Genomic DNA, 13,064 nt, shown 5'->3' on the forward strand with positions numbered 1-13,064 from the left:
ATTTATCTATTGAAAAGGCGAATATTTGAGCATTGAAAGGTGAAAAAAGTCCGTCTATTTTCCGGAGTAATCTGAAATGGTGTTCACAATAAATAAGGTTGTAGAATAGGGAAATAAAGAAAAGTAGTCTGACACCTATTTTCAGTAAAATAGATTAACGTCTATATCGTTAGTAGTTAAAAGTCTATACCTTCGATAGAGAAATCTCATAATATACAATTGTTGTATATGGAGGTGTTTAGCTTGTGGAGTGTCAATATCCATAATAAAAAAGAAATGACTTCAGTAACAAGAAAGCCTGCACGTAATAAGAAATGTATCGTCAAAAAAAAGAACATACGTATAACAGATAAACGGAAACTGAAGAGCTCTAATACTGGCCGAAAAAAAGATTTTAAAAAGAAAACAGTTATTGTTTGCCCTTTGAGAAGAAAAAAAGAACGTAAAAAGTTTATTTTATCGAGAAAAAAATTTAAACGTGTTGCTTGTACACAACCGGAAAATATTATAATAGCTCCGGGAGATATACAAGGACCTCCAGGCTCTCAAGGGACGCAAGGCTCTTCAGGCTCGCAAGGACCTCAAGGCTCTTCAGGCTCGCAAGGACCTCAAGGCCCTTCAGGCTCTCAAGGCCCTCAAGGCCCTCCGGGCTTGCAAGGGATTCAAGGCCCTCAAGGACCTTCAGGCTCGCAAGGGATTCAAGGCTCTCCAGGCTTGCAAGGACCTCAGGGCCCACCAGGACCGCCAGGACCTGTCGTCCTTCCTGATATCATTATTTTGCCAAGTGCTCAAAGATATTTTTATATTGTGACCTCAGATATACAGTCCTCTGTAACGATTCCAGCTAATGAATTTACAAATGATGAGGGAACATTAACAACCGCATTTACAGGCATAGGTCAAAATAGCTATAGTAATCTTTACATCAATGGGATATTACAAGAAGGCAGTATATATAGCTTAAATGAAAGTGCCTTGAACATTAATCTAAACAATCAAACTATTTTTTTAGGTACGCCTATTATTATCGAAATCATTCAATTTTTTGCTCAAGTAACCTTATAAAATGTGCGTTTAATCAGATGTTCCGCCCTTCCCTTTAATCTATCTCTGTCATTTACTAATAGAGATTGAAGAAGGGAGGTGATATAAATGGCAATTACAAAACCCTTTATGGCTGCTCGAAGGTTTTCTGCTACAATTGGAGACGGAACAGGTGTCGGCGTTGCATTTAATATTCTTGCAACAGCCACCACCAATGATGCCGGAGTTGCTGCCACAGCTTTTCCAACGGCACCCGCGTATTATAATCTTTATATTAATGCGCAGATTCAAACAGCAGATACTTCAACCGTTACTACCACTGCGATCACCATACCTGGTGGCGATGCACTCGATCCTGCGACACCAATTGTAATCGAATTTGTTGTAAACTAATCATCTTTATGGATGAGATGCCGACAATAATATTGTTTTGGATTGTCGGCATTGTCTTTTTAAATGCTTCTGGGGATATTATTTTCGTACATATCTACTTGAAAAACAAATAAAGGAAGTGGAGATGAATGGCGATTATATACCCTATCATTCCCCCAATAATTTCCGGTGTTATTTATAATTTAGGTGCTCAAACTGTTCCTGTAGAAACGGATGTTATTTTTGATTCAAATGGCATTCTTTCACCTGGAATCACCCATGACCCCGAAACCGCACAAATTGCAGTTAGCAATCCGGGCAAATATGAGGTTGCTTTTTCTGTATCGTGTGTAGAACCAAACCAATTCGCCCTATTTTTAAACGGCACACTGGTTGCGGGAACTGTTTATGGCTCAGGTGCTGGCACTCAGCAAAACAATGGGCAGGCTATAATTGCTCTAGCGGCTGGTGATGTTCTTACTCTGCGAAATCATAGTTCAGCTGCTGCGGTTGGCCTTCAGACTTTGGCCGGTGGCACACAAACAAACGTAAACGCTTCTGTTGTCATCAAAAAATTAAGTTAGCTCCTAACAATATGGATGAATTGTGAACATCTTGTTTGCATTTTAGATCGAACGGCCGATGTAATGGAAGGAAGTCGAATAAAAAGTTGAGAGCAGCCTTAACAAAAGAAAAGAGCGTAAAAAATCGCTTATTCTGCGATTTTTTACGCTCCGTTTCACAAGTTTGGTTACAGCCTTCTGCGGTTGTAGAAAATAACGAACACACTCGACAAGATTAATATAATTAAGGCGATGCCTGCAGTAATAGCTTCCGAAGCGCTGCCCTGCGGCTGAGTGCTTTGACCGCCGGGACCGCCGCCTCCCATGCCATTGGGCGGTGCCATCATGCCGCCTTGTCCGCCCATACCGCCTTGTCCACCTGGACCTCCGCCGCCAAAGCCGCCACCACCGAAGCCTTGACCGCCTTGCTGCGCACCGTTAGCACCGTCAGTTGGAGGGTTGCCACCTGCTGGATTAGCTCCGTCAGTTGGAGGATTGCCGCCACCAGGGAAACCGCCCCCGCCGCCCATTCCGCCACCACCACCGCCAAAGCCGCTGCTGCCGCTGCCGGAACCGTCGCCCGAGGAAGGAATTGTGCCGTCAAGCTGCTGGGTGACGCTTGCTACTTGAGTGCTTGCGAAGGAAAGCACCGTCGTAATGCCCTGCTCATACTCTTCATAGGAATAGAAGGAAGAAGGGTCCGCTTTTACATAAGGAGAAATCAGCTCGGCTATTTCTTTTACTCTGGCTGCGAAAGTATCATCTGCCAAATATCCTTCTATCATTTGTTTGATAATCGCGTGGTACTGCTCCTTGTATTCATCGACTGCCAGCAATTTGGCGATGAGAGGCCGATCCGCCAGTGTGCCGGACGTCGGTTCATCAATGAGCACGCCCGTGCCGCCAAAGCCGCCGAAGGACATATTGTAATCCCAGGGCAAAACCGAGAACAGGCCATCATCCTCATATAAATAGTAGTTATGTTTTTTCTCCGATAAATAGCTGTCCATATTGCCCGCAACGGCGTTTAAGGCAATAAATTTCAGCGCTTCCTGTACATCAAGAACGCTGTCATAGTCCGTACCATTATTTAATTCATCGAGCATTTTCAGCAAAATATCGTCATTGGACGAAGCGGACTTGAGATCAAGCCCCGTGTACGATTTCATCGTCTCCAGCCAGTTCAGCTCGCTGCCATTGCCGCCGTTTGCTTTGTAAAGCGCACCATAGCTGTTGCCGAAGTTGCGTTCCAGATAGGCATCGCCAATTTGCTCGATCGCTAAATAGAAGCCCCAAAGCTCGCCATTTACATATACATTCACATAGGAATATTTAGGGGTTGGCAAGCCCATTGCTTCGGCAAGCTCATAGGAAAGAAACTCGCGCATATAGGAGGCATCGCTGAAATTATTGTTCAGATTGATTTTGCTAATGCCATTAATCGTCTGATTGACATATTCGTCGAAAGACAGCTTGAAGCTGTAGCGGTCCGAATCAGTCATATTGACGACGCTGCTCAGGCTGAGATTGCCCTTCGTGCGGATGCCGACATTTTTGAAAACTTGGCCGTTGTAATCGACCGTCGCTTCCTTAAATTCCTCTGCGCTGGCGTTGTCCAGCATATTTTGAAAGTCATCTTTGTCCACTGTAATTTTTACATCGATAACCTTGTCCTTGGGAAATACCGTCTCATCCAGCGTCTGCTCCCCGCCTGAGACAACGTTTGTTTCCGTTGTCGTTGGAGTAGAGCCTGTACCATTGGTACAGGCTGTAATGGTGAGAAGCAGAAGGAGGGAGCACAGGCTTAGAAGCAAGGTTGAAGCTTTTGCTTTCATGCCGGAAACCTCCTCATAATTATGATACATAATCCCCGCTGTAGCTGATCAAAACGGCATTTTTGACACCTGATAGCTCGGAAAGCTGGTTAACAAACGCGCCTTCCTGATCACGAAGCCGAATTTCAATCGTCATTTCCACATTGCCGCGCGTAACGGTTTTTTGCTTCACATTGTAACGTTTAACGAGTTTGTTCAGACGGCCGTGAATTTCTTTCTCGGTCGTTTCATTGTCGCAGTTGACGACAAGCAGGTAAGGCTGCTCAACCGAGCCGCCTTTGACAAAGAAGAAGAGAATAAGGCCGACCACGACAGAGCCAATAACAGCGAGCGTATAGAAGCCCGCACCCGATACGATACCGGCAACAGCTGCCCAGAACAGGAAGATCAGGTCGGTCGGATCTTTAATTGGCGTTCTAAAGCGGACGATGGATAATGCGCCGACCATACCGAGCGAGAGCACCAGATTAGAGTTAATCGCGATAATGACCATAGCAGTAACCATCGTCATGCCGATGAGTGAGACGTTGAAGCTTTTGGAATAAAGCACACCGCTGAAAATCCGTTTGTACAGCGTATAGATGAAGAAACCAATCAGAAAAGCTACGCCCAGCGTAATGAGTATTTTCGAAATGCTAATATCGGAAGTAAAGTTGCTCATCACCGAGTTTTTAATAATATCGGCAAAAGAAGTGGACGTTTCCGTCGTTGTAGTTGTTGCGGCAGCTGCTGTAGTCGTCGTCTCCATCGTTTAAAAATCCTCCCAAGTGTTGAATTTAAGATATTTGCGGCAGATCACGTATTTGGATGCCGAGGTACGGTGCAGCCCTTCAAGCTGAAGCGCAGTTTGAATATAAGCCGGCATGTATTCATCGAATTTCACTTCGAGTATCATCCGGTTATCTTCCAGAGCGATGACGGGATCTAGATTCGGGTCAAAAATGTCCAGCGCATGCAGCCCCGTTCGCAAATCCTTGTCGAACGTAATCCGTACATTGCCATTTTCATAAACATAAGGCTCGCGCACATAATCGACGATCACCTTCGGGCGAAGCAGCCGGTACTTCATCTCATTGTAAATTTCCATAAGCAGCGGCTTATCAGGCCGGTTGAACACTTCATAGTCGCCAGCCATCATCTGGTCGTACATGGCCCGCGTAAGCGGCTCCTTGACTTTGGCGATGTAATCCTTGAATTTGATTTTTTTCTCAAAATGGATGACCTTGTCCTGCGTATTATAAATGCGAATCCGATATTTGCTTCGGTCGCGTACGCCGCCCAGCTTCTCATGCAGCGCTTTATTGTTCACATCGTCGAAGTACAAGCTTCGAATGTGGTATTCGCCCGTATCGCCGACATTGGCATCCTGCTGCATCATATTTTTTAGCCGCTGCCGGATGATGAAATATTGATGCTGGTTGATGATAAATTTCAGCTCATGCCGGAACTTTAAATTTTGCTGCAAATGACTCCCTCCTTCTCTCTATCAATCGTTTAGCTGTTATGGTGTCTTCGCTAAGCTGTTTGTAAAGCTATTGTAAATTCAGATGCTGATGTGAAAATGAGTGCCCGCTGAAAGATTGCTGAATGCCGGGTGAAAAGTTTGACTTGCTTTAGGCGGGAGCGTTATCGTAAAAGGCAGCACAGGTATGAACTTCACGGGAAAGGAGATTAAGATGAAAAAAGAATGGATATGGATTTTGGCCCTTTGCCTTGTACTATTGCTTGTCGTTGCAGGAATAGAATGGCTGAAATCGGCTGGGACAACAGAGAAGGCGGCTGGGAAGCCTTATGCTATCGTTACAACCTTTAAAGAGGATGCGGCAACGAGCCGCGCTTTCACCTGGTTTACGGATAATCCGCAAGCGGGAACAGTGATTGAATGGATTGAAGGAATGGATGCTGCAAAATTGTCAGGCGAGGGCGAGGGGGCGCAGGTCAGTCGTCTTGAGGGGAAGACATCAACGCTGGATACAGGCAATGGCGCAGTAAGAGGGGGGCATAAGCTGGAGCTTACGGGGCTGTCGCCGGGCACAGCCTATACGTACCGTGTGGGCGACGGGAGTGAGAGCGGCTGGAGCGAAGCGTTCCATTTTATGACGCAGGCGCAGGCTGCGGATCCATTTACTTTTATAAATGTGACCGATTCTCAAGGGGTGACGGAGCAGGATTTCGAGCTGTGGGGAAATACGCTGGATCAGGCGTTTAGCACATTTCCTGGCGCGCAGTTTATTGTGCATAACGGCGATTTGACGGAAAATCCGGATGATGAAATCGCGTGGCAAAACTTTTTTGGCAAGGCGCAGCAGTGGGTTACGCGTTTTCCGCTTATGCCTGTGACAGGCAATCATGACGAGGTCGATAATAACGCAGACGAATTCGTCGCTCATTTCAATTTGCCAGCCAATGGAGCGGACGGCTCGATTGAAGGTACAACGTATTCATACGACTACGGCTCGGCGCACTTCATCATGCTGAACACGGAGTCGAACAAAAAGGAGCAGACCAAGTGGCTGGAGAAGGATTTGGCAGCTACAGACAAACGCTGGATTATCGTATCGGTTCATCGTGGCCCCTATGCCGGTAATCAATACGAGAAAATCGATGATTGGGTTAAGCTGTTTGACAAATATGGGGTTGATCTCGTGCTTCAGGGGCATAACCATGAATATGCAAGATCGTATCCGCTGAAGGATGGCAAGGTGACAGGGGATGGAGATGGTGTCATCAGCACGTCAAGCGGTACCGTCTACGTCGTCACTAACGCAGCGGGCCAGAAATTTAATGAGATGAAAGAGGATCAATTTTATCATAAGGTTCATTTTCAAAATAATAAGCAAATGTTTGCCGGCATTACGATCGAAGGAGATAAGCTGACATATGAGGCTTATGATGTGGATGGCAATAAGCTGGATGCGTTCGTGCTGCAAAGTGAAAAATAAAACAGGGTGTCCCCGCGGCCAGATTGTGGCCTTGTGGGGCACCCTGTTTGCTTATACATCCGCTAACGGCAGCTTGACGGTGAATGTACTGCCTTCGCCGACGGTGCTGGCCGCCTCAATCGTTCCGCCATGCGCTTCAACGATGGACTGCGTAATTGAAAGCCCGAGGCCTGCTCCGCCGCTTAGGCGGGTGCGGGAAAATTCACTGCGATAAAAACGCTCGAACAAATGGGGGAGATGCTCCGGCTTAATGCCCGCTCCGTTATCGGTAATGGAGATGGCGGCATAGGCTCCGGCTTTTGCGAGCTTAAGCGATATTTTGCCTTGATTGGCGTCGGTATGCTGGACTGCATTTAAAAATAAATTGAGCACCACCTGCTTGAGCTGATCGGGATTGTAGCACCCGCTTAGGCTCACAGCAGCGTCAATCCGCACCTCACGCTGGCCGCCCAAAATATGCAGCTGCGGCTCCAGCTCATGAATGAGATTGCCAAGGTTCGTATCGACCTTAACGAGCTCTGGCGTCTGATCAAGCTTGGCTAGCAGCAGTAAATCTTCTACGAGCTTGTTGATGCGCGTCGATTCAAGCTTCATGCTCGTTAAGGCGCGGTGCAGCTGCTCCGGATTTGAAGCGGCTCCGCGCAGCAGCACCTCCAGAAACCCATGGATGGAAGTGAGCGGCGTCCGCAGCTCGTGCGAAGCGTCAGCAACAAAGCGCCGCATCCTCTCCGTCGTCTGCCGCTCCGTCTCGAAGGAGCTTTCCAGCCGACCGAGCATGCCGTTGAACGCTTCGGAAAGCAGATCGATTTCCTGCTGTCCTTGCGATATGGGCAATCGCTCGGTGAGATTAATGGCATCGGTGCGCTGTGCGGCCTTCACGATGCGCGACAGCGGTGCGAGCGTCTTGCGCAGCAGTGGCAAGTAAAGCGATAAGCCACCGGCCAAGGCAACAATAGACAGCCCGGCGAAAATAGCTAGCTGCGATGCAAGCACCGTTTGCAGCAAATCGGTGTCGTTGCCTGCTTGAATGAGTCCATCTGGCGAATTCGGCGGTCCGGCAAGCCGAAAGACGACAAGCTGCTGGGCGCCTTCGCTATTGCTGAGCAGCTGATAACCGCCGTCGCGATGCTTTTTCAAATCCTCAAAAATTTTCATGTATTCCGCTTTGCTTAGCTCTGGTGTCCACGTTTCACTGCTAGTTGTTAATATCGTTCGTTCACCTGTGCTGCTCACATAGGCAAGTGATAGGCCTGGTTGAGTAATCGTAGGCATATTGCTTGGGCCTTCCTGCGAAGGCGGCGGTGAAAATGTGGAATCATCCGATGCCATCTCGCCGATATTGGGTGATTTTTTCGGGTAAACGGGTTTGCCGTCTGAATGCCACTGGGGAGGCATCGCCTGAATTTGCGCTTCCAAAGCCTCGGCTCGATTATTATATATAAAGTCCTTCATTAAAACATATTGCAGCGTTCCAATTAACAGAAGCAGCCCTGCCAGTACGAACAGCGAACGGCTAAGCAGCTGATAGCGCAGCGATTCGGGCTTTAGTAGGCGAAGCAGCAGCGGAGCTTTGCGGTCCGTCATGGCAAATCCATGCGATAGCCAGAGCCGCGCAGCGTGCGAATAAGCCGGTGCTCCTTGTCCTGCAGCTTCTCGCGCAGCGAACGAATGTACACCTCAACGATATTTTCCTCGCCGCCAAAATGATAGCCCCATACTTTGTCCAAAATAAGCGCCTTGCTCAGCACAATGCCGTTGTTCATTACAATAAATTTCAGCAGCTCATATTCGGTAGGCGACAGCTCCAGCACTTGATCCATGTAGGATAGCTCCTTGCGCAAATCGTCGATGCGGAACGGGCCGTATACGACTTCCCCGAGCAAATTCGGAAATTGATTGCGTAGCCTTGCTTGAATGCGGGCAAGCAATTCCTCAAAGCTGAATGGCTTAATGACATAATCGTCAGCACCAATGCGCAGCCCTTTCACGCGATCCTGCGTTTCATCTTTGGCAGTCAGCATAATAATGGCGATATTATCGCCCGTTGCTTTAAGCGCCTGGCAAACCTCAAAGCCGTTCATGCCCGGCATCATCACATCCAAAATGACTACATGGGGCCTAAAGTCGCTAGCGACCATAATCGCTTCCTCGCCATTGCTGGCTGTTCGAACATCCGCGCCTTCATTCAGCAAGCCAAGCTCCAAAAACTGCACGATATGCGGCTCGTCATCAACAAGCAGCAGCTTAATTCCTTTTACCGACATTTTATCATCTCCAGTTTTGCAAACGGTTGCTTCTCAACACGGGCGATCTCATGAAAAAGTCTACCATGTTTGCAAATCTTGTTCAAACCTAGGACAGCCCTGCGGTTAGAGCGGTCTTTTAAGTGTTTGTTAAGTGGGTTTTTGTAGAATGTAGTCGATTAGAGTCGAAGGAGACGATCAATAGTGATGAATAGGGGATATGTCAAGCATTTTTTAAGAAAATTATGGGTATGGAGCGTAATCATCTCAATGGTTGTGCTTCCTGTATCAGGAGTTTCAGCGCAAGCCGAAACGTGGAGTCAGTATGCGAAGCTTGGTATAACGATGAATGACCAGCTAGGTTCTTTTGATCTACCCGTTAGCGTTTCGGTATACGGCAGCAATAGCGTATACGTAGCCGATTCCAACAACCATCGCATCCAGAAGCTGGATGTTTCTACGGGGGAATGGAGCGAGTGGAAGAAAAGCGGCGGTGGCTCGGGAAGCGGACTAGGAGAGTTTAAAAACCCGTCAGGCGTTGCAGTAGATGGCAGTGGAAATGTATATATAGCGGATATGGGCAACCATCGCATCCAGAAGCTGGATGCTGCTACGAATACGTGGAGCGCATGGTCGAAGGCTGGCGGAAGCTCAGGAAGCGGTTTAGGGGAATTTAAATCGCCTAGAGGCGTAGACGTTGACCTTAACGGGAACGTGTATGTAGCCGATACCGACAACCATCGCATCCAGAAGCTGGATGTTTCTACGAATACGTGGAGCGAGTGGAAGAGGAGCGGCGGAGGCTCGGGAACTAGCCTGGGAGAGTTTAATTTTCCTAGAGGCGTCGCGGTAGACGAGGGTGGTAATGTCTATGTAGCCGACTCTCGCAACAACCGCATCCAGAAGCTGGATTTCTCGACGGTGTCATCGGGCGAGTGGAAGCTGATCGGCGGCACGCTTGGGAGCAGTCTGGGCCAGTTTAAAAATTTGTCCGATGTCACCCTTGATCATAGCGGGAATATTTACGTAGCCGATACGGGAAATCATCGGATTCAGAAGCTTGATGTTTCTACAAATTCGTGGAGCGAGTGGAAGAAGAGCGGCGGAGGCTTGGGAAGCCAGTTAGGCGAGTTTAGGAGTCCATTCGGCGTAGCGGTAGACGAAAGCGGCGATGTGTATGTAGCCGATAGCGAAAATCACCGGATTCAGAAGCTGGATAGGCTGGCGGACTCTTGGAGCAACTGGGGTTATATGGGGGCGATTGCAGGCGATGGCCTCGGCGAATTTGATGGTGTAACAGGAATCGCGATAGATGATGAAGGCGATGTGTACGCGGCCGATTATGAAAACCATCGCATTCAGAAACTCGATGCGATTACGGGCAGCTGGAGCGCGTGGGGGAAAATAGACGGAAGCTCGGGTACCGGCCTGGGCGAGTTTGAAAATCCGACTGGCGTAGCTGTTGATGGCAATGGAAACGTTTATGTCGCTGATCGTAACAATCACCGGATAGAGAAGCTGGATGAAGGTACGGGAACGTGGGGGGCATGGGGAAAAGCAGGAGGCGGCCAAGGAAGTGGCTCTGGGGAATTTGCATACCCTTCCAGCGTTGCAGTAGACAGTGAGGGTAACGTCTATGTCGCTGATACGAACAACTTTCGCATTCAAATGCTGGAGGCTTCAACCGGAACATGGAAGACTGTAGGCGGAGGAAACGGAAGAAGCGAGATAGGCGAGTTTAATTATCCGACTGGTGTTGCGGTAGACAGCAGCAACAATATTTACGTAGCCGATACAGATAACCATCGCATTCAAAAGCTGGACATCTCCAAAGGCGAATGGGAGGAAATCGGCAACGGAGAAGGAAGCGGCTTGGGCGAGTTCAACGAGCCATACGGATTGACGGTAGACATTAATGGGGATATTTACGTTGCGGACTTGGGCAATCATCGCATTCAGAAGCTGAATATAGCGGATGGAATGTGGATTGAGTGGTCAAAGAGCGGGGGCGGGGAAGGAAGCGGTCTTGGCGAGTTTAGCAGTCCGACCGGTGTGGCAGTTTACCACAATGAAATTATATATGTGGCTGATTTCGGCAATCATCGTATTCAAAAATGGGATTATGCTGCTCCGAGCGCTCCTATTAGCGTTGCAGCAACCGCAGGCAACGGAGAAGCGACGATAAGCTTCACTATGCCTGCCAATGATAGGGGCGGCGAAATTACGGGCTACACGGTAACGGCTAATCCAGGAGGCCTGATAGCGACCGGCACGGATAGTCCAATCAAAATGACCGGTTTGACGAATGGTCAATCCTACACGTTTACCGTTATTGCATCGAATAGAAGCGGAGATTCACCTTCCTCGGCGGCAACGAATGCCGTTACGCCAATGACACATCCGGACGAACCGACCGGTGTGACAGCGACGGCAGGCAATGGAGAAGCGACGGTAAGTTTCATTCCGCCTGCCAGCGATGGAGGCAGCACTATTACGGGCTACACGGTAACGTCTAATCCAGGGGGAGTGACAGCGAGCGGTACGGGCAGCCCCATTAAGGTTACAGGCTTAACAAATGACACAGCGTACACCTTTACCGTAATCGCGATTAATGAAGTGGGCAATAGCGCGGCTTCTACTGCGTCCGTTGCTGTAACACCGGTAAGTCCTCCCAATAACAACGGCGGAGGAAGCACGCCGTCGCAGCCGGCACCTTCAACGGCGCCGGAAGCCGGCCCATCTGACAGTTTCGTTCTTATTAATGGTAAATCGCAGAACTTGGGATCGGCTAAAGTAACGAAAGTTGATTCCCAGAGCGTAACAACGATTACCGTTGATCAGAAAAAGCTGGAAAGCCTGCTTGCAGCAGAGGCTCATTCGGCGGTCGTAACGATACAGTCGAAAGCCAATTCCGATGTTATTATCGCAGAGCTTAATGGGCAAATTATTCATGAAATGGAATCGAGGCAGGCGGTTCTGGAGCTGCAAACGGATAAAGCAATTTATCGTTTACCAGCGCTGCAGATCGATATCGGAGCCATTGCAGATCAATTTGGCAAGTCGATTGCCTTGCAGGATATTCGCTTTCAGATCGAAATTGCTGTGCCCAAAGAGCCGCTTAAGTGGACTCACGATGAGTCTGCTGGAGCAAAGATAGCCTTTGTCGTTCCACAGCTGGACTTTAGTGTAAGAGCCATATATTTGAACGAGAGCATCAATGTGAGTGAGTTCGATGCTTACGTAGAACGCAGTATTGCAATTCCTGCAGGTGTGGATACGAGCAAAATGACGACTGGGGTTGTAATTGAAACGGACGGAACGCTGCGCCACGTCCCAACGAAAATAGTGTTACGCGATGGAGTTTCTTATGCTAAGGTGAGCAGCTTGACGAACAGTGTCTATTCCTTAATCTGGCACCCGCTCGCGTTCAAGGATGTAGAGGGACACTGGGCAAAACAAGCGGTTAACGATATGGGCTCGCGCCTGATCGTTAAAGGGGACGCGAACGGCATGTTTAATCCCAATCAAGAGGTAACCCGAGCGGAGTTCGCGGCGATTCTGATCCGTGCTCTGGGCTTGCAGCCCAAAATGCAGGGGACGAGCTTCGTCGATGTTGCTCCGAACAGCTGGTTCGCGGGAGATTTGGGCACAGCATCCCAATATCGCTTAATCAGTGGCTTCGGGGATGGGACGATGCGTCCGAACGATAAAATGACGCGTGAGCAAGCGATGACCCTCCTAGCCCGAGCAATGCTGCTAACGAAATTGAAGGAGAAAACATCACCAGCTGCAGGGCAAGCGCTGGATGCTTTCACCGACAATGGTGCGGTATCGAGCTGGGCCAAGGAAGGCATTATCGAAAGCTTGAGCTATGGATTAGTAACAGGACGAAAGGGGAATGAACTTGCTCCAGGTGCATTTATTACCCGAGCTGAAGTGGCCGTTCTCGTTCAGAAGCTGTTGAGCAAATCGGATTTAATCTAGATAAATCGTTATTTTTCAATAAAGAAGACTCAAGCTCCACTGGCGGTGGTTCTTGAGTCTTCTTTGTTTGAACATTGGCAT

At 48.5% G+C, this 13,064-nt stretch carries 9 protein-coding genes and 1 pseudogene; 5 read left to right on the forward strand and 5 right to left on the reverse strand.

Annotated features, from left to right (window positions below; genetic code table 11):
- The first annotated feature begins 243 nt into the window (after nt 1-243).
- The 3 genes and pseudogenes from AC50Y5_RS02440 to AC50Y5_RS02450 all read left to right on the forward strand — a co-directional run.
- Complete coding sequence (locus tag AC50Y5_RS02440; protein WP_494858223.1) at nt 244-1,065, forward strand: DUF4183 domain-containing protein; 822 nt, start codon at nt 244-246, stop codon at nt 1,063-1,065.
- Between the two features lie 87 nt (nt 1,066-1,152).
- Nucleotides 1,153-1,437 carry a DUF4183 domain-containing protein gene (locus AC50Y5_RS02445; protein WP_494858224.1) on the forward strand — a complete coding sequence of 95 codons (285 nt, stop codon included), beginning with the start codon at nt 1,153-1,155 and terminating at the stop codon, nt 1,435-1,437.
- Nucleotides 1,438-1,604: 167 nt separating this feature from the next.
- A pseudogene (locus tag AC50Y5_RS02450) lies at nt 1,605-2,000 on the forward strand (BclA C-terminal domain-containing protein); the annotation flags it as partial.
- Nucleotides 2,001-2,167: 167 nt separating this feature from the next.
- Here AC50Y5_RS02450 and AC50Y5_RS02455 read toward each other — a convergent pair.
- The 3 genes from AC50Y5_RS02455 to AC50Y5_RS02465 are packed head-to-tail and all read right to left on the reverse strand — an operon-like array spanning nt 2,168 to nt 5,279.
- Complete coding sequence (locus AC50Y5_RS02455; protein ID WP_494858226.1) at nt 2,168-3,814, reverse strand: CotH kinase family protein; 1,647 nt, start codon at nt 3,812-3,814, stop codon at nt 2,168-2,170.
- A gap of 19 nt (nt 3,815-3,833) precedes the next feature.
- Entirely contained in the window at nt 3,834-4,562 is a 729-nt protein-coding gene (locus tag AC50Y5_RS02460) for a DUF4956 domain-containing protein (protein WP_494858227.1), read from the reverse strand.
- Between the two features lie 3 nt (nt 4,563-4,565).
- On the reverse strand, nt 4,566-5,279 hold the full coding sequence (locus AC50Y5_RS02465) for a polyphosphate polymerase domain-containing protein (RefSeq protein ID WP_494858229.1): 714 nt from the start codon (nt 5,277-5,279) through the stop codon (nt 4,566-4,568).
- Nucleotides 5,280-5,490: 211 nt separating this feature from the next.
- Here AC50Y5_RS02465 and AC50Y5_RS02470 point away from each other — a divergent pair, with 211 nt between their 5' ends.
- Nucleotides 5,491-6,756, forward strand: coding sequence for a purple acid phosphatase family protein (locus tag AC50Y5_RS02470; protein WP_494858231.1), 1,266 nt, complete (start codon nt 5,491-5,493; stop codon nt 6,754-6,756).
- 51 nt (nt 6,757-6,807) lie between these two features.
- Here the strand turns inward: AC50Y5_RS02470 and AC50Y5_RS02475 are convergent, their stop codons facing one another.
- Nucleotides 6,808-8,340 (reverse strand): sensor histidine kinase, encoded by a 1,533-nt coding sequence (locus AC50Y5_RS02475; protein WP_494858233.1) that lies wholly within the window; start codon nt 8,338-8,340, stop codon nt 6,808-6,810.
- Complete coding sequence (locus AC50Y5_RS02480; protein ID WP_056029652.1) at nt 8,337-9,020, reverse strand: response regulator transcription factor; 684 nt, start codon at nt 9,018-9,020, stop codon at nt 8,337-8,339. Before AC50Y5_RS02480 ends, AC50Y5_RS02475 begins: the two co-directional genes overlap by 4 nt.
- Nucleotides 9,021-9,206: 186 nt before the next feature.
- Here AC50Y5_RS02480 and AC50Y5_RS02485 point away from each other — a divergent pair, with 186 nt between their 5' ends.
- Complete coding sequence (locus AC50Y5_RS02485; RefSeq protein WP_494858785.1) at nt 9,207-12,983, forward strand: S-layer homology domain-containing protein; 3,777 nt, start codon at nt 9,207-9,209, stop codon at nt 12,981-12,983.
- Nucleotides 12,984-13,064 lie beyond the last annotated feature (81 nt).

The organism is Paenibacillus sp. JT22N7, from assembly GCF_059383875.1.